Origin of the sequence: Rickettsia endosymbiont of Seladonia tumulorum (assembly GCF_964030815.1) — a bacterium.
In the GTDB taxonomy this organism is placed as follows: Bacteria; Pseudomonadota; Alphaproteobacteria; order Rickettsiales; family Rickettsiaceae; genus Rickettsia.
This window is the reverse complement of record NZ_OZ034963.1, coordinates 1,025,116-1,049,747: the sequence shown is the minus strand read 5'-3', so window position 1 is coordinate 1,049,747 and position 24,632 is coordinate 1,025,116. Positions and strand designations below refer to the sequence as shown.

The window sequence follows — 24,632 nt, the reverse complement described above, 5'->3', positions numbered from 1 at the left end:
ATGACATCAAAAATGAATGAATAATATTTTTTGCAGTACGTTGCCGATTTTTTTAATTACCTTACTTGGTAGTATTATAAAAAATAAATGGCTAACTTCAGAAGAATTTTGGCGTGGTATTGAGAAATTATCCTATTTTGTATTGTTTCCTGCAATGCTTTTTAACTATATCTCTACAGCTGATTTAAGTGTTGCTTCAATAATCAAACTAGTAATCGCTCTTATTATTTCTACACTTCTTATTACGTTAGGTCTAATAATTTATCAAAGAAAATATAATATTGATAAAATAGAATTCACTTCTATTTTTCAAGGATCGATTCGCTATAATAGCTACATTTTTTTTGGAGCAGCGAGTCCCTTACTTGGTCCTAGTGGTCTTTCTATTGTTGCCGTTATTTCTTCTTATATGATTATCATCACCAATATTTTATCGGTAATGATTTTTGCATATTACGTTCCAGATAAATCTGTCACTACCACCATTAGAACAAGTTTAGTTTTAATGATCAAGCTAATCATACGCAACCCGCTTATTATTGTCAGCCTAGTAGGGTTTGTTTTTAATTATTCAAATCTTGAACTACATTTAGGTCTTAAAAAAACTTTAGATAGTTTATCTAATGCTGCTTTAGCAATTGGTATGTTAAATGTTGGGGCAGGGCTTAATTTTACTATTAGACAAGAGCTTTTACATAGCATAGTATTTACGAGCTTTGTTAAGTTAATCGCTTTTCCGTTAGTGAGTGTAGTAGTGCTATGGATGATGTCAATTAGCGGGATAGATAGATCGGTAGGTATATTATATAGCTCACTGCCATGTGCAAGCACTGCTTATGTTTTATCACGCCAGCTCGGCGGCAATCCTGATTCGATGGCATCGATTATAACATTTACAACTTTCTTCTCGGTAGTGACTATATCAATTATTATGTATTTAGTAGGGTAATTAGTAATTCAACGTCATTGCGAGGAGCGTAGCGACGAAGCAATCTCAGGAGTCCTTACGAGATTGCTTCGTCGAAACTGCGTTTCTCCTCGCAATGACGAAAAGCCAAAAAACACAATAACAAAACAGGAATATCTAAAAAATGGACGAAATGAACAAAATAAATTACACTGAAGCACTTGAGTATCACCAAAAAGATAAACCAGGTAAAATTGCTATTTCTGCGACTAAGCCGCTTGTTACGCAGCATGATTTATCGCTGGCTTATTCTCCTGGTGTTGCGGCTCCTTGTCTTGAGATTGCTAAAAGTACTGATGAAATGTATAAATACACCGCACGTGGGAATCTGGTTGCTGTGATTTCTAATGGTACTGCGGTGCTTGGTCTTGGTAATTTAGGAGCTGCTGCCTCAAAGCCAGTTATGGAGGGTAAAGCGGTACTTTTTAAAAATTTTGCCGATATTGATGCAATCGACTTAGAAGTTGATACTAATGATCCGGAAGAGTTTATTAATGCTGTAAAATATCTTGGTTATAGCTTTGGCGGAATTAATCTTGAAGATATTAAAGCTCCTGAGTGTTTTGTTATTGAAGAGAAGCTGAAATCTTTAATGGATATACCAGTATTTCATGATGATCAGCACGGAACGGCAATTATCACAGCAGCAGGGCTAATAAATGCTGCTTATATTACTAACCGTAAGCTAGAGAATTTAAAAATAGTAGTTAATGGTGCGGGTGCTGCCGCTATTGCTTGTATTGATCTATTGATTGCTCTTGGAGCGGATAAATCAAAAATTATTTTATGCGATACTAAAGGTGTTATCTATCAGGGTCGCATAGATGGTATGAATAAATGGAAAGAGACTTATGCAAATAGCACGCAGCTTAGAACTTTAGAAGAAGCATTAAAAGATGCGGATGTATTTATAGGATTATCCGTAAAAGGTGCAGTAACTAAAGAGATGGTTAGCAAAATGGCAAATAATCCAATTATTTTTGCTATGGCTAACCCTGATCCGGAAATTACGCCTGAAGAGATAAAGCAAGTTCGTAATGATGCGATTATAGCAACAGGTAGATCTGATTATAATAATCAGATTAACAATGTTATGGGTTTTCCTTATATTTTTAGGGGAGCATTAGACGTTAGAGCTAAAACCATTAATACAGAAATGAAAATAGCAGCAGCAAAAGCTATAGCAGAACTCGCTCGCAAGCCTGTGCCGGAGGAAGTATATAAGGCATATGCCGGACGTAAGATGATTTTCGGTAATGAATATATTATCCCTGTTCCATTTGATCCCCGTTTAATTACAGTAGTGCCGATAGCGGTAGCTAAAGCAGCAATAGATAGCGATGTTGCTAAAGTTTCTGATTTCAATCTCAATAAATATAAAAAAGAATTAGAAAGTAGACTAAACCCTACCTCTAACTATATGAATTTCTTATCTGAAAAAATCCATAATGCACCTCTAAAACGTATTATTTTTGCCGAAGGGGAAGAAGAAGAAGTAATTGTTGCGGCAATAATGATGCGGGATGAGAAATATGGGAATCCTATTTTAGTCGGTCGCATTGAGAGAATTGAAGCAAAATTAAAGCAATTAGGGCAGAATATTAGCTTAGATGGTATTACCATAATGAACGCTGCTTTAACTTATAAGCTTGAAATATATATTGATTATTTATATAAAAGGTTGCAACGCAAAGGTTATTTATACCGAGATTGTGCTAAGCTCGTTAAAACCGATAAGAATATTTTTGCTGCTTGTATGCTTGCTTGTGGAGATGGTGATGCACTTTTAACAGGGGTGACAAAAAGCTATGTTGATAGTTTAGAAGATATATTAAAAGTTATTTCACGAAAGCCTAATCGTAGAATCTTAGGTTATTCTATCATGATTGCAAAAGACAATAATATTATTATTTCTGATAATTGCATTACTGAATATCCAAATAGTCACGAGCTTGCAGAAATAGCAGCTCAGACAGCAGAAATAGCTAAAGATATGGGAATTGTCCCACGTGTTGCACTTCTTTCATTTTCAAGCTTTGGCAATTCTTCTAAGGAAAAAACAGCTCGTATTCGTGAAGCAGTAAATATATTAGATAATTTTAGTGAAGATAAAGCAAAGCTTAATGATATGGATGTAGATTTTGAATATGATGGCGAAATGTCGGTTAAAGTTGCTTTAGATTCTAACTTACGTAAATTATATAAGTTTTGTAGGTTGTCTGGTCCTGCTAACGTCCTTATTATGCCAGGTTTAAACTCTGCTGCTATCTCTACTGAATTATTGCAAGAGTTTTCTTCAAATAGTTTCATAGGTCCTATAACAAATGGTTTTGAAAAGCCTGTTCAAATCCTGCAAGCCACGCTATCAGCAAGTGAAATACTAAAAATAGCAACTTTTGCTTGTGTTGAGTCTATAAAATAGCTATATTAAAGATTAATAATAATTAACTTATGAGAGATAGTTATGGACCCCCTAATAAAAAGAGAAGTAATAAGTTCATTTAATGATAAACCTAAAGATGGAATCAGTAAGATTAAAGAATGGTGTGCTAGTAATAATAAAGATTTTGCAGAAGAGACAGCTAAGTTTTTTCGTGAGGAAAAAAATAATTTAGATTTAGTAGCTGTTGGGGATTATCTTGGAACAGATGGAGAAGATAATAAAAAAGTATTGGATAGTTTTGTTAAACAATTTGATTTTAAAGATAAAAATTATTTGAAAAGTTTAAGAGAGTTTTTAAAGGCTTTTAAATTACCAGGTGAGGCTCAAAAAATAGATAGATTGGTTGAAAGTTTTGCCTCTAAATATCATGAGCAAAATACTACTACTGACATAAATCATGCAGACGCAGCTTTTATATCAGCTTACGCTACTGTAGGTCTTAATACTAATCTTCATAATCCTAGCGTAAAAGATAAATGGACAATTGATCAGTTTAAGGATCAACTAAAAGGTTTAAATACAGAAAGTAAATTGCAAGGAATTAAGAGTGGTAAAAATTTTAGCAATGAGTTCTTAGAAAATATCTATAATGGAATAAAGGCAGAGCCTTTTGAAGCAAATTTTATAGAAACTGCTACTGGTTATGAAATAGCCGGTATAAGTTTACAAAATGATAAAACTTTTAAAAAACTAGATGATTTTTTAACAGCAAAAACAGATATAAACAAAGTTTTTTCTAATCTAGGAAATAATGTAACTGCCGAGCATAAACAACCAAAAACATGGCTTAATAAGTTTACAGGTTATGAGGGTAGTGTATCAGTTAAAGCAGGTAATGCAGAGGTAGAAATACAAGTTTATAAGCCAAATATTTTGTCAAAATGGTTTTTAGGAGAAAAAAGTAAGCTTATGATTCAGCCTAAAGGGGGATCAGAGCAATCTTTAAAATTAGCAGCTCAAATTGCAGCAAGTTTTGACACTAAAGTAACCTCTATTAAAGCAACATATGATTATCTAAAACAGGACTTAGAAAATTATTATAAAAACCCTGAACAAGAACTAAGAAAAGCAAATTCAGTGGTAGATCTTCATAATCAAATAAAAGAAACTACTGCAAAAGTACAACAAGTTGATCCAGAAATACCTGACACTAAAAGCATTCCTTTAGCCTCTGAAACAAATTTTCAAGATCTCAAAGAAGCAGAGATAGGCATTCAGCCAGCAAAAACTCAACCAATAGAAGAGCTAAATCAACCAGTAAAAAAGCCAAAATTTAATTCGTTTGCAGAAGAGTTAGCTTGGAAAAATGCACAAAAAAAGCAAGCTATTAATGCTCCAGTAACTAAAAACGAAGAACCTAAAGCACAAATAGATAATCACAAAAAATGTTTAGAGGAATTAAAGCAAAAACAGGAAGAGCTAGAAAATAAAAAGAAAGAGCTTGAAGAAAAAAAAGCTAATTCTAATATTACTAAAGAAGAAAAATGGAGAATTGTCGCTGAATTAGAAGGAGTTACTAAGCATCTTGAAAGCATAAAAAAAGAACATAATACTATAAATACTGCTGAAGAAAGAGAGAAACAATTTAATAAAAGCTCACAATCTTCGGCTTTAAAAGGTGAGCCTACTGCAGCTGATAAGCAGCAACAAGCTGCTATGGAATTAATCAGGCTTAGAAAAGAGCAAAGATTACAAGAAGAAGCTGCTAGTAAGGCTATAATCGCTAATAATCCAGCTACACAACCTATAAAACCTGGTGTTATACCGCCTCCACCACCACCACCTCCGGGGAAAGGTGTTCCTATTCCTCCGCCACCGCCACCTCCAATGCCGGGACAAGGCGTTCCTATTCCGCCACCTCCACCACCTCCAGGTGGGGTTGGTCCAAAACCATCTCCAATGTTTGCTATTCCACCGAAATTGCAAGAAACATTAAAAACTATACACACATCTCAAGATGGGAATAAGCAGCAAGGAAATAATAATTTTCAAGACGATCTAAGAAAAACTCTAGCAATGAGAAATAGCCCAACACGTTAGATATAAATGTTGTGCTAAAAATCTTAGGTTTTAAAACAACATTTTGATAGTTAGTGATAAAGGTGAAAGATTGTTATCCCGTGGCTTGTTCAATAGTACTGGACAGTTATTATTCTATGTCATTCCCGCGGAAGCGGGAATCCAGCATAAAGCGAGATAAATCGAGCTTTTATATTCTAAAAAATTGCTGTATTTAGATTTTTTTCTTGGATTCCCGCTTTCGCGGGAATGACATATAAGGTCACTTACACCTGAATAAAATATAACATTTTTTTTAAACTGTCCGGTACTATTGGACAAGCTCACGGGATGATACCGAAAGTATTTTTTGATTTACGCAATAAGGCTTTTATATTATTCCCACAAAGGCATTGCCTGCGTGGATCGAGAATCGTCATTGCGAGTGAATGAAATGAGCGTGGCAATCCAGAAAAAAATAATAAAAAATGTTATAAAGTTAGCATTTTTTTACTTCCTTGCTTCGTCAATTACTTCGTAATTTCCTTAGCTCAGACGGAAAAACCGATCTATGCAGGGGCAAGCCTTAAGCGGGAATGACATAGAATAAAAACTGTCTGGTACTATTGTTCTACTCTCATGCCTGTCACAAAATTCAGTGTATTATTTTTTTGAATTGTAAAAATCTAAAATTGCTTTGCTCAATTCATGATTTAATACTGAAAAGTCTGCCGTATTAAAGCCCTTTCTTGGAATAATTATCATCGCAAGCTTTTTGAGATTAGAATTATTACAAATAAGCCTAATAAGATGTTTTATACGTCTTTTAATTTTATTACGTACTACAGCTTTTTTATTTAGCTTTTTGCTAACTTTTATTCCTAGGAAGATATTATATTTTGATTCAAGAAAGATTTTTGGGATGTTCTTTGCTATCACCAAAATAAAATATTTTTCATAAAATTTTTTGCCAAGCTTATTTATAAGCTCAAATTCCTTTTGATTTTTTAAAGAGGTGATAAACAATTGAATAGGTCAGATTAGTATTTATGCGGATAGTTTTTTTCTGCCTTTAGCACGACGGTTTCTTAAAATTGCTCTTCCAGAGGGAGTAGCCATTCTAGCTCTAAAACCATGTCTTCTTTTTCTTACTAAATTACTAGGTTGAAATGTACGCTTCATAATATTTATACCAAACGAAAATTAATTATTTATAATGAAATAAATGTCATTGCGAGAAAAATTACAAGGTAATTTGACGAAGCAATCCAGTATTGTATATGGATTGCCACAGCAACGAAGTGGCTTCGCAATGACGTTGTCTATATTAAATATGTGCCTTTGCTTGTTCTACGATACTTGCAAATCCTTCATTGTTATTTACAGCAAGTTCTGCAAGGACTTTACGATCTATGTCGATTTGAGCTTTTTTAAGAGCCCCCATAAATTGAGAATATACTAAACCATGCTCTCTTACCGCTGCATTTATTCTTTGAATCCACAGACCTCTGAAATCACGCTTACGATTTCTGCGATCTCTGTAAGCATATTGTAGTCCTTTTTCTACTTTCTCAATAGCTACTCTAAAGCAAGTACTAGCTCTACCCCTATAACCTTTTGCAAGTTTGAGGATTTTTTTATGTCGATTTTTGGAAATTTTTCCTGATTTTGCACGTGTCATTTTTTAGCTCCTTAATTAATTTGTACCATATGGAAGAAAATATTTTTTGATGTTATATCCATCTTGATCACAAAGTATCGTAGTTCCACGTAAGTTACGAATTTGAGCTTTAGTACGACGACGCATAAAATGTTTTTTACCTGCTTGAGATGCAACCACTTTACCACTAGCAGTAAGTTTAAAACGCTTTTTTACAGCAGATTTTGTTTTTAATTTAGGCATGATTTTCCTTTAATTTGGTATTTATAAGACATTTACCGGTAATATTTAGGCATACCAAAGCCACGTTACCGATTGAAAGCTAAATAATAGTTTCTTTTATAATTTATTGCAAGACGTTTTTTGTAATTTATTACTATATGTTATTTATACTAAAATTAGTAACTTTAACTATATTGTTATTTATGCTATAATAGTAATCATTAACGTTTTTAATTGCAAAATAATGTTTGGGCAAAATCCTAAAAGAGGAATATTAAAAGGTGACGGGACGCAATTACAAGTGCAATCTATTTTTAAAACTATTCAAGGTGAGGGAATATTTGTAGGTGTTCCTGCCATATTCATCAGGTTTGGAGGATATAACCTTGCGTGCGATTTTTGTGATACAGAATTTGAAAATTTCGAAACAATCAAAATAGATGATATTTTATCTAAGGTTAGCCTACTTACTTTAAATTCTAAAAACAAGCAATCAGTTAAGTTAGTAGTGATAACGGGTGGTGAGCCGATGCGTCAACCTATAGAATTATTGTGCCAAAAATTATTAGAACAAGATTTTAAGGTGCAGATAGAAACTAACGGCACGTTATATAGTTCTTTGCCGGATAAAGTATCTATAATATGCTCGCCTAAAGCAGGTAAAAACGGCTATAGCAAAATCAGAGAAGATTTATTGCCTAAAATTAGTGCTGTAAAATTTATCATTGCTAAGAATATTTTAGAGTATAGCTTAATACCTGAAATAGGACAAACTGCTTACAATATACCGGTTTTTGTTCAGCCTATGGATCAAAATGATCAAAAACTTAACAAAGAAAATAACGAATTAGCGGTAAAATTAGCTTTAGAGAGTGGTGCTAGGTTGTCAGTACAAACTCATAAATTTATAGGCATAGAGTAATTACAAATATATCTTGAATTTTAGATTAATTAGTACTATTATAACCTTTTTATAAAGTTTAAAGTGTTGAAATAATGAGTGAAATATTAGAACTTGAAGCAAAGTCTCGCAATGAATTTGGTACGGGTGCAGCAAGAGCATTAAGAAGAGAGGGGCGTGTTCCTGCTATTATTTATGGTGCAAAGAAAACCCCAGTTAGTATTTCTTTAGAAGAAAAAGAAATAACAAAATATTATAGAAAGCCAGCTTTCATATCTCAGCTAATTAGTTTAAAAATCGATGGTAAGCAATATAAAGTGCTGCCGAAAGCTGTAGAATTACATCCTGTTACAGATATAGTACGTCACGTTGATTTTGTTTTTTTAGAAGATAAAACCCAAAAAATGGAAGTTCCTGTAGTATATGAAGGGAAAGAAAGAGCATTAGGCGTTAAAAGAGGCGGATATTTCAATATAGTAAAAAGAAGAGTTACTTTATTATGTGATGTTAATAATATTCCAAGAAACGTAACTATTGACGTTACTAATATGCCGATTGCTACTTCATTAAAATCTTCAAAAGTAAAACTACCAGAAGGTTGTAGCTTTACTACAAAGAAAGAATTTGTGCTTGCAACTATAATAGGACGTAGAGGAGCAAAAACTGAAGCTGAAAGCGAGCAACCAGCTGAAGCAGCGAAGTAAAATAATTTTTATTGCTAACTAAAAGCGTTGTTGTATGGCTCGGAAAATGCCTTGTATGTCATTCCCGCGGAGGCGGGAATCTAGAAAAAAGTCTGTCATACCGCGGCTTGACTGCGGTATCTCAGGACACATTCTATGGCACAAGATCCCGTGATCAAGTCACGGGATGACAATATAATTGACTGGATTCCCGCCGTTGCTGGGAATGACATTGGAGGAGTCATGCAATAAGACCGGCTCCAAGGTATCCAGTTAAAAATACTAATAAAATTAGTATTTTTTATTATTTTCTGGATCTAGTTCCCAAGCAACTAGATGACTACCTTAGGGTGCTTTTGAACCCACGCGGGGTAAGCCTTAAGCGGAAATGACCACATAGGAGTAAGATTCGCACAAGAACAAAATACGCACATCCTAATTCTATTTCAAATCATATATATCTTTAAAATTTTCCATATTAAACGAGTATAATATTATGATGCTTATTATTGGTCTTGGTAATCCAGGTAAAGAGTATGAGCATACAAGGCATAATATTGGCTTTATTGCTTTAGAAAATATAGCAAAACAATATGATGCATCATTTAGCGTAAAGAAAAAATTTCATTGCGAAATTGCTGAAAGTACTAATAGTGGGCAGAAGCTAATATTCATAAAACCTACTACTTACATGAATTTATCGGGTAAGTCGGTGATAGCAGTAAAAACATATTATAATATTCCTCTTGAAAAAATCTTTGTTATTCATGATGATATTGATTTAGAATTGGGTAAAATAAAGTTTAAAACTGGTGGTGGAAATGGTGGACATAACGGTTTAAAGTCCATTGATGGAATTATAGGAAATAATTATAACCGTATTAGAATTGGTGTTGGTAGACCGCAAAACAGTCAGGATGTAGCTGATTATGTGCTAAATAACTTTCCTAAATCTGAATATGTACTAGCAGAGCAGGCTATAGATAAAATAACCGATAACTTTAATTTAATATTAGAGAATAAACTAGAAGAGTTTAAGAGTAAAATGGTTTAAGTATTTTGATTGTCATTGCGAGGAGATGCGTAGCATCGATGCAGCAATCTCATGAAATAGTGTTCGGTGTCATCCCGTGGCAGCGTTGTTGCATGGATCGATTTTCCAGTTGTCATCCCGCGACTTGATCGCGGGATCCAGTTAAAAATACTAATAAAATTAGTATTTTTTATTATTTTCTGGATACCATGGACAAGCCATGGTATGACACCGAGGATGCTTTTCGATCCACGCAACAGTGCCGCCACGGGATGACAATGTGAAGTTAAAAATATCCAATTAGCTAAAAATGAATAAAAAGATAAATTATGACCCAAGATTTTGAAATTATATATGCCGAAGAAATGGATAAAGCCTATTCAGCTATAATTTGGGATGCTTTTAATAAAGATGCACGAGAGAAAAAAGGCTTAATAGGAGATTTACAATCCTTTTCATTTTCTTTGTTAGATCAAGATAAAAATTTTATTGCAGGGGTCGGTGGTGTGAGTTTGTGGGGTAGTTTGTACATTACTTCATTACTTGTGGATAAAAATCATAGAAATCAAAATTACGGAAGTTTATTGATAAAAAAAGCTGAAGAATTGGCACGTGAACGTGGTTGTACTTTTATTGTTTTATCGACTATGGATTTTCAGGCTAAACCATTTTATGAAAAATTAGGATATAAACTTGAATTCACAAGACATGGCTATGAAAAAGATTCAGTTTCATATCATTTAAGGAAAGATTTATAATATAAAAATATTTCTCTACTATTTGACCCGTTTAACGAACAGCTTCCGGTACTTATAGAAAAAATTAGCTATTCAATTAATGAGACTAATAATCAATTACTATCACCAAAATTAGTAAACCCGACTTGTTTAGCAAGTTCTATATGGCAAGATGTTTGGAGTGTTAGCGGTGCTACTCCCGAGAACTGTCTTTATACTTTTGTAGAGCTTTTTATATTTAAATATCTTAGTGATCTTGGTATTTTAAAATCTAGAAATAGCTTTTATTCTTTAATGGAAATGTACGCAACAGATACTCATGATGAAGTATTAATTTTCTATGTTGATAATATAAGAAAAAAAATAAAGGAATTATTTCCATATAATCCACTAGATAATACAACTATAATTAACGGTTCAATATTTGTAAGTAAAGATCAGAAAGCTGTTGCAGGTTATAGTACCGTGTTTTTCAAAGTACTTGATAAATTCAATAAATATGGTCGGCTTGAACATATTGATTACGATTTTAAAAGTAAATTATTTGAGAGCTTTTTAAAAGAAAGTATTAGCAAAAAAAACTGGGGTCAATTTTTTACTCCAATGAAAGTAGTTCGGGCAATAGAAATGATTACTCGTGATGAAATTAAAGAGGGAGCAGTTATATGCGATCCTGCTTGCGGCGTTGGAAAGTTTTTGTTAGAGCCTATAAAAGGTAAATTAGATCGTTTTTATCAAGTTGAAGATGACAAAATAATCTCTAGGATAACTATTCATGGTTTTGATAAAGGGTTTGATAAAGACGAGCAAAAAACAATTATACTTGCAAAAGCTAATATGCTAATTTATTTTAGTGAAATTATAAAAAATTATCCAAATCATACGAAGAAATTTGCAGAATTATTTAATTCTACATTTACTCTTAAGACAAATTCAATTTTAGGGACATTAAACGATCCTGTTGAAGATGTATATGATCTAATCCTTACAAACCCTCCATATGTTACTAGTGGTAGCAGCAACTTAAAGGAAGAAATACAAAAAGATAGTGCTTTAAAAAAATATTATAAGGTTAATGCTATAGGTGTTGAAGGGCTATTTATGGAATGGATAGTTAGAGCTTTAAAGCCGAATGGCAAAGCTTTTATTATTGTTCCCGACGGTATATTTAATCGTCAGAATGGTACAAACCTAAGAGCACTATTACGTCAAGAGTGTTTTATTGATGGAATAATATCGCTGCCGTTAAATACATTTTTTACCACAAACAAAAAGACATATATATTATGTATAACTAAAAAGACTAATAAATCAGATATTCAAAGTGATCCGGTTTTTACTTATTTGGTGAGCGAAATTGGTGAAAGTCATGATGTTTATCGTTTTGATATTGAGCAAAATGATCTTATAGAAGCTACTACACTCTATAATTTTTTTAAAGGTGATAAAAAAGCATTTAAAGCTATTAATACTGATATGCGGTGTAAAATAGTTCCAATAGAAAAATTTGAGCCAAATGTTCATTGGGCTATTGATAGATGGTGGAATAAAGAAGAGAAAATTGCATTAGGAATTGAAAAAGAAAATAAAACAGTAGATGTTTTGGAATTTAGTTTACTAATGTCAGATATGGCTAATACTTTTGAAAATTTTAGTAAGATTCTTAAAGAAATTGGAGAAAAAAAACTTTAAAGTAGACAAACAATTTTTAAAGTTCAAGTTAAATGAATTATTTCATATAAAGAGTGGAAATTCAAAGCTTACAAAAAGATATCTTGATAAAAACAAAGGAGAATATCCTGTTTACTCATCAAATACAAAAAAAGTTGGGATATTCGGTATGATAGATTCATTTGATTATGACACAGAGTGTATTCAAATCACCACAAACGGGGTTTATGCCGGAACAGTATTTTATCGCGAGAAACACAAATTTAATATTAATTCAGATGCAAGGTTATTGATAAGAAAAAATAATAATTTAGATTATCGTTATCTAACAATATTAGTAAAAAATATATTAGCGGAACAAAATTTTAATTGGGAAAATAAACCGACTATTGGCAAAATATCAGACCTTGAATTAGCTATACCTGTTGATGGTGGGGTATTTGATTTAGAGACTCAACAACATGTTGTTGAACAACATAATATTGTTGCTGAACTTGAAAAAAATAAAGGAATATGAACAAATTTTAAAAGAAATAAACGTAATACAAAATAACTTCAATATAGTCCAAAGTAAAGATGTTAAAATTGGAGATTTTTTTACAATACAAAAAGGTTTATCAAAATATACCAAGAGTTACGGACAATTATATAAGGGTGAATATCCTGTTTATTCTGCTTCAAATTTAGCACCGCTCACTTATATCAATAATTATGATTATAACGGAAAATATCTTACTTGGACAACGACCGGGTTTGCAGGGTATATCAAGATCATAGAAGGAAATTTTTCAATCAATGGAAATAGAGGAGTATTAATTTCAAAAAATAATAAAATAGATATCGATTTTGTTAAGTATAGCTTAGAACCTATTTTAAGAGATTTAGCTAAAGGTAGAAAAGGTGAAAGAGGAGAAGATGAATTTACTGAGGTTTCTACTTCAATCGTTGAAAACGCAATAATTTCGATTCCTATAACTTCAACCGGTGAATTTGATATTGAAAAACAACAAGAAATAGCAACAACATATAGAAAAGTTGAAGATACAAAAAAATTAATACAACAAGAACTAAAAAAAATACAAGAATACTCATTAATAATATAATTAACATCACAATAAAAAAGATTTATGACATTAAAATTAGGAATTGTGGGTTTGCCGAATGTCGGTAAGTCAACGTTATTTAATGCTTTAACGGCAAGCGTGGCAGCTGAAGCTGCTAATTATCCGTTTTGTACGATTGAGCCAAATAGTGCCGTTGTTTCAGTACCTGATGAGCGTTTACAAAAGCTTGCCGCACTTGTAGGAAGTAAAAAAATTATTCCATCTTATATCGAATTTGTCGATATTGCAGGTCTTGTTAAAGGTGCAAGCAAAGGGGAGGGGCTTGGTAATAAGTTCTTATCAAACATTAGAGAAGTAGACGCAATATTGCACGTATTACGTTGTTTTGAGGATGAAGACGTAACGCACGTACATAATAAAGTTGATCCGATTCATGACCTTGAAATAATTGAGATGGAGTTAATACTTGCCGATATAGAATCGGTGGAAAAGCGACTTGTTACAAGCGAAAAACGTTTGAAATCAGGTGATAAGACTTTAGCAGAGCAAATAGAGCTATTAAAAGAGGTTCATAAAGTATTAGCCGATGGTAAACCTGCAAGAGTGCTAAATAAAACTTTAGGAACTGATAATCTAAAGCAGTTACAGCTACTTACTTCTAAGCCTGTTCTATATGTATGTAATGTACTTGAAAAGGATGCAGCAAGTGGTAACGAGTTTACAAAATTAGTAGCAGAACAAGCAAAAAAAGAAGAAGCTAAAAGCGTTATTATTTCCTCAAAAATAGAAGCAGATATTGCTTTGCTTGAAGATGAGGAAGAGAAGAAAGAATTCCTAAATAGCATTGACCTTGAAGAAACAGGCTTAAGTCAAGTAATTAAAGAAGGGTATAATCTCTTAAATCTGAAAAGCTTTTTTACGATTGGTCCTAAAGAAGCACATAGCTGGACTTTTAAAGATGGTACGCTTGCCCCTGGTGCTGCAGGTATTATTCATACCGACTTTGAAAAAGGTTTTATTAGAGCGGAAGTAATAGGTTACGCAGATTATATAAATCTCGGTAGCGAAGCAAAAGCCAAAGAAGTGGGAAAAGTGCGACTAGAGGGTAAAGAATACAAAATGCAGGATGGGGATATAGTACATTTTAGGTTTAATGTATAAATACTTAAAGTATTATTTGCTCTACTTGAAAAATTGACGTTATCATCTTTGTAACTCGTTGGATGCTCACATATTAAGTAACTGCTGCCGCTCTTGGTCTTACAGACTCATAGCTTTTTTCCAATCTGAACTAATTAATTATTATATGGGATATGGTAAAAGAAGTATTAAGTAAGGAAAATATTAAATTTCATCAAATGTTTCCGTTAATAGACGATGATTATATTTGGCGTACTGAAGAAGAAGAGAAAGCATATCATACAAAGGTTAGAAAGAAATATAATGTTCGTTGTATTTCGGTTTTTGATCATTGGCTTACTGATGAAGAGTATGATGAACTAATAATATGGTATCAAAAGAAATTTAAATTTAAGGAAGATAAAGAAAAATATTATTATTATGAGCAATCATTTATAAAATTTTATTTATATCTATTCAATAACACAAAAGTTTATGCACGTTTTGATAGAATATTTGCATCATTTGATTCACAAGAAGAATATTTGTCTCATGTTCTGTTAAGCGTAAGAGAGCGATTATTTTTAAAAATTGTTTTACCTGAGTATCATGCTATTATTGACGGTGGTCATGATTTAACTGATATATTAAAAGTTAAGAAAAACTATCCTGAAGGGTTAGAAGCAATAAGCAAAATAGTAAAAGATCATAGACTTTTTATTTTAGATTAAATTAATAATTGAAAATTTATTTAAACTGATTTATTTTTAATTTTTTAGATTAGGTATTTTATGTTTACAAAGTTTTCACTCATATTAATTATAATGTTTTTTGGTATAGTTTCCTACGCTAATCCTAAACCTATAGGACTTGAATTAAATAAAACAACCTTAGAAGAGGTGAAAGAAAAATATAAAGTTATAAGGATGGAAGCTAATAAGTGGAATGGTACTAACTATTATATAGATACTAAAGATATTGATTTTAAAAATGTTTCAAGTGCTTTAATAATATGTAATGATAATAATATAGTGCAAGCTGTAATTTTAGTAATGGATAAAAACAATTTTAATGAATTGTTAGGTATGTTATCAGAAAAATATACATTGAAAGAAAAAAATATACCTTTTGTGGGTAATAAATCAGCAGTTTTTATTGATGGTAACTGTACTATTATTTTAGACTCTCCTCATCTTAATTTTAATATGGATTTAACTTATATAACTAATGAGTTTTATAGTAAATATCTAGATAAATTACAGCACGAAAAACAGCTTGAAAAAGAAAAAGAAAGATTTACTTTAAATAATATTGAAAATTTTTTACAAGTGTTTATTTTTCTTAAATTATTTAGCATATTAGAATATAATAGCACTTATGAAAATTATTGCGAAGATTCCAGCATGGATGCTTTTATGCTTATTCACGTTATCACCCATAACGGAAACAATCTATACTTCAGGGCTACCAAGTATCACTGAATATTTTAACACTGATGGTAGTACTACTCAAATCACATCTAGCCTATATTATTTAGGTTTTGCTCTTGGCATATTAACGCTTGGCAGATTATCCGATATTTATGGCAGAAGACCGGTTGTTTTATTTGGGCTTTGTATTTACGCTATATCTTCCATTATTAGCATTTTTGCACCTAACATAGAAACATTAATGTTAGCCCGTTTTGTGCAGGCTTTCGGCGTAAGTGTTGGTTCAGTTATCGGGCAGGCTATGGCTCGTGATTCTTATCAAGGTTCAGAATTATCATATGTTTATGCTAGCCTATCTCCATGGCTTTTATTTATCCCTTCTTTGGGTTCATCTATGGGGGGGTATATTATAGAATATTCAAGTTGGCATTACACTTTTGTATTCTTCAGTCTTACAGGTACAGTATTATTAATTTTATATTATAAAATTTTACCTGAAACGAATCCTTATATAAATTTTTCGCAAACTAGCAAATATTTTAAAGTTTTAAAAGTAGTTATCAGAGATAAAAGCTTATGGTTATATGCTTTTATTATTGGAGCATTTAACGGTATATATTATGGTTTTTATATAGAAGCTCCTTTTATTTTCATTGATAAAATGAAAGTTGCCCCATCATTTTACGGTAAATTGGCATTCTTGTTATCTTTTGCTGGTATTTTTGGCGGATTTTTAGGAGGATATTTAATAAAAAAACGTCATGTACATGATCAAAAAGTAATGATTTTAGGGCTTATTTTTAGTGTAATAGGCTGTAGCTTGCTCGTAATTGATGCTCTAATATTACAGGATAAAGAGGTAGATCAAAACATAGCGGTTATTATGATATTTGCACCTATGATGCTACATATGGTCGGGCATAATTTACTGATTCCTATGACTCTTCGTTATGCTTTAGAAGATTATGCTAAGGTAACAGGCACAGCAGGTTCTGTATTTGGTGCAATATATTATGTACTAATCGCAGCCGTAACTTTTTTAGTCTCTAAATTACACAGTGATACAATAGGTAATTTTGCTTTATTGTTCTTAGTTTTAAGTGTTAGCTCTGCTGCTGCGTTTTATTATATTTTAATTTTGTATAAGAAAAAATTGACATGAGCCGCTGTATGTCCTACAATAGCGGATGTAATAAATAAAAATAGGCAGTATTATGAATACCGTAGATATCAGATTACGCATTGCAGAAGACACAAAAATAGAAGCTGAGCAAATATTTAAGCAAATGGGTATTACTATGTCGGAAGCCATGAGAATATTCTTAAATCAATGTATAAATAGCGGCGGACTGCCTTTCAAACCGCATGTTAAGATTCCAAATAAGGAGACTTTGAAAGCTTTTGAAGACGGGGATAATAAAATTGGTTTAACTGTTTCAAAAAATACAAAAGAAATGTTTGATAAGTTAGGTATATAGATTGTGCTTGAACCGATATATACAAAGCCTTTTGAAAAAGATATAAGAATTATGAAAAAAAGAGGCAAAAACTTAGAAAAGTTAAAAAATATTATAGAGTTGTTATCCAATAAAGTTTCTTTACCAATAAAATATAAAGATCATAATTTAGTTGGCAATTTTATCGGTAGAAGAGAATGTCATATAGAGGCTGATTGGTTATTAATTTATAAAATTGATGAAGATTCTATTATTTTTTACCGGACAGGGACTCATTCTGATTTATTTTAAATACAAAGAAAACTAAAGAATAAGCTAGAAACTTATTCTTTAGTTTTATTATCTAGATAAAGCCTGTTTTTTAACGCTCTACCTTTGTTGAGATTGTTTAGCGTTTCGTTCTCTTCTAGTTAAAACTTTTTTACTTCTAGTACTAACATCGCTAGCCCATCCTGAATCAGTCCCGCTATCACTATTACTTCTTTCGCTATCGCTAGATGCTGTTGCTGATTTTATTTTATCTAGAGTAGCTTTCATAAGATCAGATATTTCTTTATTACCATCTTTATTTTCAGGTATGGTTTTGTTAAGCTTAGGTATAGGTTTACCATCTGCGTCATATTCAACTTTTTTAAGGTTAAATCCTCCCTGTATTTGTTTCATTAAATTTGTAGTATCTACTGCTGGGCGAGGCTGGTTAGTTTCTTTAGCCTTTTGAGGTGTTGATGTAGCGATATTATTACCAACGGGAGGAGGTGGTGGTGGCGGAACATTACCTGTAGGCATAGGTGGTGGAGGCGGTGGTGTAAAAGTTTTTTCTTCAGTTACAGGAGGTGTTGTAGATATAGCATTGTTAGGCAATACAACAGCAGTTGGTTTAGTTTCAGCAGATTGCAATTGAGCAGCACTCGCTTGTTCAGTTATATTATTCGTATCTTTTACGTTTATATGCTTTTGAAGATTTTCTCTTATATCCTCTAATCTTTTACTATCTGGTAATTTTGAAATTATATTTTCAATATCTTGCTTTTTATTACTAACTAGTTCAAAAAACTTATTATTAGCTTTATGTAATTTTTCTTCTATATTTATAATAGTTTTAGTATTGTTTTCTTTATTTTTTGCTAAAACTTGCTCACTATTATTGACAAAAATATTTTTGATTTTTTGCCAGAAATTATTTAATTTTTCAAGTTTAGTAAAAGGTACCTCCTCTCTAATTTCAGCAACTTGTTTTTGTATTTTTTTGAGTTCTTCAATATTAGAATTTTCAGTCAATAAATTTAGGAAATTTTGCTGGATGACTTTTAAATCGTTATGCTGATTTTCTAATTCTTCTGCATTAGGGAAATGCAAAGGTTTAGACATAGGTAATTGAGCAAATTTTTGTGGGTTAGCTGCATATTCATTATTGAATAAATTGCTAAGCCTTTCACGTTGATCTTTAGATAAGTCCTTTTTTGCTAAATTCTCAAAATTCTTTCTAAGTTCTTTTTGTAACTCTTGTTTTAAAGGACCGGACTTATCTGCTATAGATAATATAGTATTGTCTATACGCTTTAATAATTTATTGTTTTGTTCTATAGCGTCTTTAGCTAATTGTTCCTCACTTTTTACAAAAACATATTTTATATTAGAGACTGTATTTATAAGTTTTTTAAACCAAGAAAGAGATTTAATATGCTCTTTTTTTAGTTCTTTAACTTCTTTCTGTATTTCAATAAAGCCTTGTAACTTTTGATTATGTTCGCATAGCTCATTTAGGTTACTTAGTACTTTATCTAATGCTTCTTTTTCTTGATTTAAGTGATGATCAAGCTCAGTTATCTTTGCCATATAAACTCATTATAATTTAATGAGACATTATAATGAGTTTAAACCTTGAAATCAAATAAAAATTAATGTTTTTTAATACATTAGCGGCATAAGTATTAACGTAATTTAAGAGATGATAATCCAATAAGGACAAATATGAGAGAGATAATCCAGAATCTTATTACGACTTTTGATTCTGCCCAGCCGCTTTTTTCAAAATGATGATGCAATGGTGCCATTTTAAATATTCGCTTTCCTTTGGTAGCTTTAAAGTAATATACCTGCATAATCACCGATATTGTTTCAATAACAAATAATCCGCCAACAATGCCTAAAACTATTTCATGTTTAGTAATAACGCTGATAATTCCAAGTACACCGCCAAGGCTTAAGCTGCCAGTATCGCCCATAAAAACTTCAGCTGGTTGTGCGTTAAACCATAAAAATCCAAGACAGCTACCTACTATACTTGCACAAAAAATCGTTAATTCTCCAGTATTTGGTAGGTAAGTTAGTTGTAGATAATTTGAGTAAATTAAATTTCCGACTAGGTAGCTTATTAAAGCAAAAGAACCGGCAGTTAAGGCAATAGGAACTGTTGCGAGTCCATCAAGTCCATCAGTGAGGTTAACAGCATTAGAAGCACCGACTATAACGAATATGGCAAAGAATATATATAAATAACCAAGGTCCATACTTAAACTTTTAAAAAATGGCACGTTAAGCATATGACTAGGGCTATCAATTGTATATTCTAGTAAAATACATACTATTAAGCTAATGATACCTTGAAGTAAGAGTTTACTTTTTCCCTTTACGCCATAATGGTTATTTTTAGTTACTTTTGCATAATCATCAAGAAAACCGATAATACCGAAGCTAATAAAACCAAATAATGTAATCCAAATATATTTATTGGTTAAATCGGCAAGCAATAAGGTAGAAAAACAGCTGGATAATATAATCATAATACCGCCCATAGTAGGAGTGCCGGCTTTTGCTTGATGTGATTCAGGACCATCTAAACGTATCGGTTGACCATATTTTTGAAGAGCTTGTAAAAACTTTATTAGCCTTGGACCGATAAGAAAACTAAGACTAAGAGTAACTAGAACGGCAAGCCCGCTACGAAAAGTTATATAATGAAATAAGTTAGCTATATGTGAATTATGAATGTAAGGTAGTAAGAGGTTGTATAACATATTTTAGTTTAAATTTAAAAGTATAAGTTAGTTTAATTTACTTTAGTGTAATAATCAATAATCTTGTCAAGTTTTATTCCTCTAGAACCTTTTATCAAAATAAGCTCATCATTTTTGAATAAATCATTTGTAGATGTAATTAATTCATCAACGTTTTCAAAATATGCTTTAGTTATTTTTTCAGGTAATGAATCATAAATATATTTAGTATTTGCACCTACCAAAAAAATCTTAGAACAGCCTGAATCTAATATATAAGGTACTAGCTCTTTATGTAGTCTTTCTGAATTCTGCCCAAGCTCCAGCATCTCGCCTATTATAGCGGTTTTATTTGTGGCAGGCATTTGCTTTAAATATTCTAAGGCAGCCTTCATTGACGTAGGGCTTGCATTATAATAATCACAAATAATGCTGCTATTTCCTATGTTAATAATTTTGCCTCTGCCTTTTGTTAACCGAATATCACCTAAATAGCTAACAGCTTTATTTAAATCTTGATTAAGCAAAAATATAATCAATAATACACCAGCATAATTTTCAGCAAAGTGCTTAGGTATAAAGGGTATAGTAGTCTCTATAATCGCGTCATATATCTTATATTTTAAATGAACTTGCTCACCTAAAACCTCATATAAAATTAACTCAGCTGAGGATGATTTACCAAAATTGTGTATATTTTCTATAGATAATTTTTTTAATATAGATAAGATTTTATCATAACAATTAGTACCTGAATTAATAACGGCAATTTCATCTTTGTCAAAGCTCTCAAAAATTTCGCATTTAGCTTCAGCAATATCTTCAAGTGAGTTAAAAAACTCCAAATGTGCTTCTGAAATATTAGTGATCATAGCAATATTTGGTTTTAATATTTGAACTAGCTCCCGTATCTCACCTTTATGGTTCATACCGAGTTCAAAAATAGCAAATTCTGTATTATCCGGCATCGAAGCAAGATTGATAAGTAACCCTAAATGATTATTGAAATTACCTCGGCTGGCAAAAGTTAGTGCGTTGTGTTCTAATAAAGTCTTTAATGCTTCTTTAGTTGAAGTTTTACCAACACTACCGGTTATAGCAATAAATTTGGCGTTTGAATTTTTTCTTTTATACAAAGCCAGCTGCTCTAGGGCTTTTAGGCAATTGTCTACTAGGATAATCTTACTTGGGTCAGATATATCTACTTGCTTACTAACTATTACTGCGGATGCTCCTTGATTAATGGCATCCTGAACATAATCGTGACCATCTTTATTGCCTTGAAGTGCTATAAATAAATCACCTTTTTTAACATCTTTAGAGTTAAATTGTATTTCGTTAGCGATAATAGATTGCGATATTGATGCTCTTAAGGCATCGCTTAAAGTTTTAGAATTCCAAATCATGTGTTTTTGTTGTTGTGCGTGTTTATCGTCATTGCGATAAGGCATTGTTGCGTGGATCGGTTTTTCCGTCATTGCGAGGAAATTACGAAGTAATTGACGAAGCAATCCAGCTAAAAAATGCTAATTTATAGTATTTTTTATTATTTTTTCTGGATTGCCACGCTCATTTCATTCGCTCGCAATGACGACTCTTGATCCACGCAACAATGCCTTGCGAGGAGTATAGCGACGAAGCAATCTCAGGAGTCTTATCTGATTTATGAGATTGCCACGTCGATGCTATGCATCTCCTCGCAATGACATTAGTTTTCCTGCCACCTCGGCGTCATCAAACTCTATCTTCTCATCACCTATAATTTGATAATTTTCATGTCCTTTGCCGGCGATTAGTAAAATATTATCTTCTTTTAAATTATTTATCCCGTATTTAATAGCTTCTTTTCTGTCAGCTATTTCTATGTAGTTTGTTGTTGCTATCCCGCTAATAATTTCTTGTCTGATAGCTTTTGGGTCTTCATGGCGTGGGTTGTCATCGGTCACAATAACATTATCTGCTATTGAGGCTGCTATTTTTCCCATAATCTTTCTTTTGGTAGTATCACGATTACCGCCACAGCCAAAAATTACACTTAATTTACTACCTCGCACTTTAATATTTTTTAGCTCAGTTAAAGCTTTTTCAAGAGCATCGGGAGTGTGGGCATAATCAATGAATATATTAGCATCTTCTATTCGTTCCATTCGTCCTTTTACGGCTTTAACTTTAGTTAAAGCACTTATAACTTTACTAAAATCAAAACTGGTATAATAAACACTAAGTCCAGCTATTAATAAATTACTAGCCTGAAAGCTGCCTATTATAGTTGTATTAAAAGCATAATTTGACTCCTTATAATCAAAGAAAATAATTTGATTATATAAAGAATGAGTAAGTTCAGTAATTTTTATGTTATCTTTCTTAGAAACTTTTTTCCCAACGCATAAATATTTTATCTTATGCTTATCTAAATAGTCTTTAATAAACTCTATTTCTTCTATATCAGAATTTAATATTGCAATGCTATCTTCTGATAAATGATCGGTAAATAACTTTAATTTAGCAAGCAAATAATTTTCTTTTGTGTGATGATAGTCAAGGTGGTCTTGGCTGAAACTGGTGAAACATGCAATATTTACCTTTAAATCACCAAGCCTTTGTTGATCTAAGCCATGGCTTGAAGCTTCAAATGCTAAATAATCTATCCCATTTTCAGCTAGCTTATGAGCGATTTTTCGAAAGCTTAAATAGTCAGTTGTAGTTAGCCCGCCTATAGATTCATTAAAATTATCGATGCCAAAAACTTCTACGCCTATTGTGCCTATAGATGCTGCTTTTTGTCCAAGTAACGAATATATTTGAGCTATATATGATACTACCGAGCTTTTGCCGTTAGTACCAGTTACGGCTATCATAGTCTTAGGTTTTTTAGGATAGAAGAGTTCTATAGCTTCATATAAAGTTTCTTTAATGGCTTCTACAAAGATTACTTTATTTGTAGTATTTTTTTTATCATCAGTAATAACTAATGCTGCCCCTTTATCTAAAGCATCTGCAATAAAATCATTACCATTTTTAATGGTAAAAAAGGCATCATTTGCCTTAATAGTTTTAGAATTATTTGATAAACCTTTTACGTTATGCTTTTCAAATAAAAAATGAAGTTGTTTTAATGTTATATGTTCCATAAATAAATACTTTGAACTAAATTTTGGCTTCATTATATAACAACTAAAAAATATGTTGTACTTTTTTTGATTCATTTTTTTATAGTTAAAAAATATTAACTATAATGTATTAATCAATCGTGTTATCTCTTAATTTTTATTGACAATCACTTAACCTTAATTTATATAACCATACTTCATGATAATTAAGTTTGCAAAAATTAGCTTAATTATTATGAATTTAATTAATATAAAAAAAGAGTTAACGAATGAATTTTAAATGCCTTGTTCCTTTATTTTCCAAAACAATTTTAACAAAAATCAACGATTTAGTAGTAGGGACACATAGTTTAGCCAATGAAACTTTTTCATCATTTTATAATTCTGAGCATCAAGATGGGATAATTATGAAAACTACTAAATGCGTTATAGATTATACTTATAAATTTTTAAATAATCATCCTTCAGTTAAACCTTGTGAAAATCCTGCTACAATTGTAGGTATGATGGATGAAAATTTATTATTAGAGCCTAAAGAAATATTAAATGGCACAACAAATATTTTTGGTAAAGAATATAATATTGCCGATAACAGTGAATCATATAGTACGCTAACTTTAAATGATGTAGTTGAGTTTTTAGGGCTTGAAGATTGTTCAATTGAATCGGTAACAAACGCTCTGTAGCAATGGGCTATTTCTCAAATTCCTACCACCACAACTATTACTACTGAATTACCGACAACAACGGAAAATTTTTCAACCATGAGTTATTTTGATAATAATGAAAGTAATTGTCTAACTCCAGGAAACATTTTAATTGCTACCGGAATAGGAATAGCCGGTATAACAATAGGGGGAATGTTAGGATATTTTGTAGGGAAATACCAAAAGCAGAAAAATGTAATTAAGGATTATAAAAATATAAATTCTCAGCTTAAAGGTGAAAATTTAGAGTTACAACAAGATTATACTACTTTATTAGTAACCAAGGAACAAAATTATGCCGGTAATTGTGAGCCAACACTAATAACACCATATGCTGTAACAAACATAGTAGTGCAGAATGATGAAATACCATTAACAGGTATAAATCAAACTGGAACACCAGATTATGAAATTATGCCGTAAGTAAATAATAA

The 24,632-nt window shown here is 31.7% G+C and carries 26 protein-coding genes; 18 read left to right on the top strand and 8 right to left on the bottom strand.

Annotated elements, in window-relative coordinates:
* The first annotated feature begins 16 nt into the window (after positions 1–16).
* The 3 genes from AAHF54_RS05150 (at position 17) to ralF (ending at position 5,450) form a co-directional block, all read left to right on the top strand.
* Positions 17–949 (top strand): AEC family transporter, encoded by a 933-nt coding sequence (locus AAHF54_RS05150; protein WP_341788227.1) that lies wholly within the window; start codon positions 17–19, stop codon positions 947–949.
* Positions 950–1,091: 142 nt separating this feature from the next.
* On the top strand, positions 1,092–3,389 hold the full coding sequence (locus tag AAHF54_RS05145) for an NADP-dependent malic enzyme (protein WP_341788226.1): 2,298 nt from the start codon (positions 1,092–1,094) through the stop codon (positions 3,387–3,389).
* Positions 3,390–3,431: 42 nt separating this feature from the next.
* A complete protein-coding gene (gene ralF, locus AAHF54_RS05140; protein WP_341788225.1) occupies positions 3,432–5,450 on the top strand; it encodes a T4SS guanine nucleotide exchange effector RalF in 2,019 nt (672 codons plus the stop codon).
* 621 nt (positions 5,451–6,071) lie between these two features.
* On the opposite strand, the gene rnpA is transcribed toward ralF, so the two are convergent.
* The 4 genes from rnpA to rpmI all read right to left on the bottom strand — a co-directional run bounded on the left by rnpA (position 6,072) and on the right by rpmI (position 7,311).
* Positions 6,072–6,434, bottom strand: a complete 363-nt coding sequence (rnpA, locus tag AAHF54_RS05135) for a ribonuclease P protein component (RefSeq protein ID WP_342169895.1) — start codon at positions 6,432–6,434, stop codon at positions 6,072–6,074.
* 21 nt (positions 6,435–6,455) lie between these two features.
* On the bottom strand, positions 6,456–6,590 hold the full coding sequence (gene rpmH, locus AAHF54_RS05130; RefSeq protein ID WP_016947702.1) for a 50S ribosomal protein L34: 135 nt from the start codon (positions 6,588–6,590) through the stop codon (positions 6,456–6,458).
* Positions 6,591–6,735: 145 nt separating this feature from the next.
* Entirely contained in the window at positions 6,736–7,089 is a 354-nt protein-coding gene (rplT, locus tag AAHF54_RS05125) for a 50S ribosomal protein L20 (RefSeq protein WP_341788223.1), read from the bottom strand.
* A gap of 15 nt (positions 7,090–7,104) precedes the next feature.
* A complete protein-coding gene (gene rpmI / locus AAHF54_RS05120; RefSeq protein WP_011477530.1) occupies positions 7,105–7,311 on the bottom strand; it encodes a 50S ribosomal protein L35 in 207 nt (68 codons plus the stop codon).
* Between the two features lie 223 nt (positions 7,312–7,534).
* Here rpmI and AAHF54_RS05115 point away from each other — a divergent pair, with 223 nt between their 5' ends.
* The 13 genes from AAHF54_RS05115 to AAHF54_RS05055 all read left to right on the top strand — a co-directional run bounded on the left by AAHF54_RS05115 (position 7,535) and on the right by AAHF54_RS05055 (position 17,676).
* Positions 7,535–8,212 carry a 7-carboxy-7-deazaguanine synthase QueE gene (locus AAHF54_RS05115; protein ID WP_342169894.1) on the top strand — a complete coding sequence of 226 codons (678 nt, stop codon included), beginning with the start codon at positions 7,535–7,537 and terminating at the stop codon, positions 8,210–8,212.
* 74 nt (positions 8,213–8,286) lie between these two features.
* Complete coding sequence (locus AAHF54_RS05110) at positions 8,287–8,895, top strand: 50S ribosomal protein L25/general stress protein Ctc (protein WP_341788221.1); 609 nt, start codon at positions 8,287–8,289, stop codon at positions 8,893–8,895.
* 475 nt (positions 8,896–9,370) lie between these two features.
* Complete coding sequence (gene pth / locus AAHF54_RS05105; protein WP_341788220.1) at positions 9,371–9,928, top strand: aminoacyl-tRNA hydrolase; 558 nt, start codon at positions 9,371–9,373, stop codon at positions 9,926–9,928.
* 308 nt (positions 9,929–10,236) lie between these two features.
* A complete protein-coding gene (locus AAHF54_RS05100; protein ID WP_341788219.1) occupies positions 10,237–10,665 on the top strand; it encodes a GNAT family N-acetyltransferase in 429 nt (142 codons plus the stop codon).
* A 279-nt stretch (positions 10,666–10,944) separates the two neighbouring features.
* Positions 10,945–12,336 carry a class I SAM-dependent DNA methyltransferase gene (locus AAHF54_RS05095; RefSeq protein WP_342169893.1) on the top strand — a complete coding sequence of 464 codons (1,392 nt, stop codon included), beginning with the start codon at positions 10,945–10,947 and terminating at the stop codon, positions 12,334–12,336.
* Complete coding sequence (locus tag AAHF54_RS05090; RefSeq protein WP_342169892.1) at positions 12,317–12,832, top strand: restriction endonuclease subunit S; 516 nt, start codon at positions 12,317–12,319, stop codon at positions 12,830–12,832. Before AAHF54_RS05095 ends, AAHF54_RS05090 begins: the two co-directional genes overlap by 20 nt.
* Positions 12,810–13,418 (top strand): restriction endonuclease subunit S, encoded by a 609-nt coding sequence (locus AAHF54_RS05085; protein ID WP_342169891.1) that lies wholly within the window; start codon positions 12,810–12,812, stop codon positions 13,416–13,418. The genes AAHF54_RS05090 and AAHF54_RS05085 overlap by 23 nt, the downstream gene beginning before the upstream one ends.
* A 24-nt stretch (positions 13,419–13,442) precedes the next feature.
* Positions 13,443–14,540 carry a redox-regulated ATPase YchF gene (gene ychF / locus AAHF54_RS05080; RefSeq protein ID WP_341788216.1) on the top strand — a complete coding sequence of 366 codons (1,098 nt, stop codon included), beginning with the start codon at positions 13,443–13,445 and terminating at the stop codon, positions 14,538–14,540.
* Between the two features lie 152 nt (positions 14,541–14,692).
* Complete coding sequence (locus AAHF54_RS05075) at positions 14,693–15,229, top strand: hypothetical protein (RefSeq protein ID WP_341788215.1); 537 nt, start codon at positions 14,693–14,695, stop codon at positions 15,227–15,229.
* A 60-nt stretch (positions 15,230–15,289) separates the two neighbouring features.
* Complete coding sequence (locus AAHF54_RS05070; RefSeq protein ID WP_341788214.1) at positions 15,290–15,979, top strand: hypothetical protein; 690 nt, start codon at positions 15,290–15,292, stop codon at positions 15,977–15,979.
* Positions 15,876–17,090: a Bcr/CflA family efflux MFS transporter gene (locus AAHF54_RS05065; protein ID WP_342169890.1), complete on the top strand. Its 1,215-nt coding sequence runs from the start codon at positions 15,876–15,878 to the stop codon at positions 17,088–17,090. The genes AAHF54_RS05070 and AAHF54_RS05065 overlap by 104 nt, the downstream gene beginning before the upstream one ends.
* A 52-nt stretch (positions 17,091–17,142) precedes the next feature.
* Positions 17,143–17,406: a type II toxin-antitoxin system RelB/DinJ family antitoxin gene (locus AAHF54_RS05060; protein ID WP_342169889.1), complete on the top strand. Its 264-nt coding sequence runs from the start codon at positions 17,143–17,145 to the stop codon at positions 17,404–17,406.
* A 3-nt stretch (positions 17,407–17,409) separates the two neighbouring features.
* On the top strand, positions 17,410–17,676 hold the full coding sequence (locus AAHF54_RS05055; protein WP_341788211.1) for a type II toxin-antitoxin system YafQ family toxin: 267 nt from the start codon (positions 17,410–17,412) through the stop codon (positions 17,674–17,676).
* Positions 17,677–17,754: 78 nt separating this feature from the next.
* Here AAHF54_RS05055 and AAHF54_RS05050 read toward each other — a convergent pair whose 3' ends face one another.
* The 4 genes from AAHF54_RS05050 to AAHF54_RS05035 all read right to left on the bottom strand — a co-directional run bounded on the left by AAHF54_RS05050 (position 17,755) and on the right by AAHF54_RS05035 (position 23,512).
* A complete protein-coding gene (locus AAHF54_RS05050; protein WP_342169888.1) occupies positions 17,755–19,221 on the bottom strand; it encodes an Arp2/3 complex-activating protein rickA in 1,467 nt (488 codons plus the stop codon).
* A gap of 95 nt (positions 19,222–19,316) precedes the next feature.
* A complete protein-coding gene (gene mraY, locus AAHF54_RS05045) occupies positions 19,317–20,402 on the bottom strand; it encodes a phospho-N-acetylmuramoyl-pentapeptide-transferase (RefSeq protein ID WP_341788209.1) in 1,086 nt (361 codons plus the stop codon).
* A gap of 32 nt (positions 20,403–20,434) precedes the next feature.
* Positions 20,435–21,787, bottom strand: coding sequence for a UDP-N-acetylmuramoyl-tripeptide--D-alanyl-D-alanine ligase (locus AAHF54_RS05040; RefSeq protein ID WP_341789232.1), 1,353 nt, complete (start codon positions 21,785–21,787; stop codon positions 20,435–20,437).
* Between the two features lie 279 nt (positions 21,788–22,066).
* Positions 22,067–23,512, bottom strand: a complete 1,446-nt coding sequence (locus AAHF54_RS05035; RefSeq protein ID WP_341788208.1) for a UDP-N-acetylmuramoyl-L-alanyl-D-glutamate--2,6-diaminopimelate ligase — start codon at positions 23,510–23,512, stop codon at positions 22,067–22,069.
* A 248-nt stretch (positions 23,513–23,760) separates the two neighbouring features.
* Here AAHF54_RS05035 and AAHF54_RS05030 point away from each other — a divergent pair, with 248 nt between their 5' ends.
* Positions 23,761–24,177, top strand: coding sequence for a hypothetical protein (locus tag AAHF54_RS05030; RefSeq protein ID WP_342169887.1), 417 nt, complete (start codon positions 23,761–23,763; stop codon positions 24,175–24,177).
* Between the two features lie 78 nt (positions 24,178–24,255).
* On the top strand, positions 24,256–24,621 hold the full coding sequence (locus tag AAHF54_RS05025; RefSeq protein WP_342169886.1) for a hypothetical protein: 366 nt from the start codon (positions 24,256–24,258) through the stop codon (positions 24,619–24,621).
* The last annotated feature ends 11 nt before the right edge of the window (positions 24,622–24,632 follow it).

Excerpts from the sequence above, each read along its gene's own strand:
- AAHF54_RS05150 (WP_341788227.1), top strand. The coding sequence starts at position 17 with ATGAATAATATTTTTTGCAGTACGTTGCCGATTTTTTTAATTACCTTA.
- pth (WP_341788220.1), top strand. The coding sequence starts at position 9,371 with ATGATGCTTATTATTGGTCTTGGTAATCCAGGTAAAGAGTATGAGCAT.
- mraY (WP_341788209.1), bottom strand. The coding sequence starts at position 20,402 with ATGTTATACAACCTCTTACTACCTTACATTCATAATTCACATATAGCT.
- AAHF54_RS05025 (WP_342169886.1), top strand. The coding sequence starts at position 24,256 with ATGAGTTATTTTGATAATAATGAAAGTAATTGTCTAACTCCAGGAAAC.
- rplT (WP_341788223.1), bottom strand. The coding sequence starts at position 7,089 with ATGACACGTGCAAAATCAGGAAAAATTTCCAAAAATCGACATAAAAAA.
- ychF (WP_341788216.1), top strand. The coding sequence starts at position 13,443 with ATGACATTAAAATTAGGAATTGTGGGTTTGCCGAATGTCGGTAAGTCA.
- AAHF54_RS05050 (WP_342169888.1), bottom strand. The coding sequence starts at position 19,221 with ATGGCAAAGATAACTGAGCTTGATCATCACTTAAATCAAGAAAAAGAA.
- AAHF54_RS05040 (WP_341789232.1), bottom strand. The coding sequence starts at position 21,787 with ATGATTTGGAATTCTAAAACTTTAAGCGATGCCTTAAGAGCATCAATA.
- rpmH (WP_016947702.1), bottom strand. The coding sequence starts at position 6,590 with ATGAAGCGTACATTTCAACCTAGTAATTTAGTAAGAAAAAGAAGACAT.
- AAHF54_RS05115 (WP_342169894.1), top strand. The coding sequence starts at position 7,535 with ATGTTTGGGCAAAATCCTAAAAGAGGAATATTAAAAGGTGACGGGACG.
- AAHF54_RS05035 (WP_341788208.1), bottom strand. The coding sequence starts at position 23,512 with ATGGAACATATAACATTAAAACAACTTCATTTTTTATTTGAAAAGCAT.
- ralF (WP_341788225.1), top strand. The coding sequence starts at position 3,432 with ATGGACCCCCTAATAAAAAGAGAAGTAATAAGTTCATTTAATGATAAA.
- AAHF54_RS05095 (WP_342169893.1), top strand. The coding sequence starts at position 10,945 with ATGTACGCAACAGATACTCATGATGAAGTATTAATTTTCTATGTTGAT.
- AAHF54_RS05060 (WP_342169889.1), top strand. The coding sequence starts at position 17,143 with ATGAATACCGTAGATATCAGATTACGCATTGCAGAAGACACAAAAATA.
- AAHF54_RS05110 (WP_341788221.1), top strand. The coding sequence starts at position 8,287 with ATGAGTGAAATATTAGAACTTGAAGCAAAGTCTCGCAATGAATTTGGT.
- AAHF54_RS05100 (WP_341788219.1), top strand. The coding sequence starts at position 10,237 with ATGACCCAAGATTTTGAAATTATATATGCCGAAGAAATGGATAAAGCC.
- AAHF54_RS05070 (WP_341788214.1), top strand. The coding sequence starts at position 15,290 with ATGTTTACAAAGTTTTCACTCATATTAATTATAATGTTTTTTGGTATA.
- AAHF54_RS05145 (WP_341788226.1), top strand. The coding sequence starts at position 1,092 with ATGGACGAAATGAACAAAATAAATTACACTGAAGCACTTGAGTATCAC.
- AAHF54_RS05065 (WP_342169890.1), top strand. The coding sequence starts at position 15,876 with ATGAAAATTATTGCGAAGATTCCAGCATGGATGCTTTTATGCTTATTC.
- rpmI (WP_011477530.1), bottom strand. The coding sequence starts at position 7,311 with ATGCCTAAATTAAAAACAAAATCTGCTGTAAAAAAGCGTTTTAAACTT.
- AAHF54_RS05030 (WP_342169887.1), top strand. The coding sequence starts at position 23,761 with ATGAATTTTAAATGCCTTGTTCCTTTATTTTCCAAAACAATTTTAACA.
- AAHF54_RS05075 (WP_341788215.1), top strand. The coding sequence starts at position 14,693 with ATGGTAAAAGAAGTATTAAGTAAGGAAAATATTAAATTTCATCAAATG.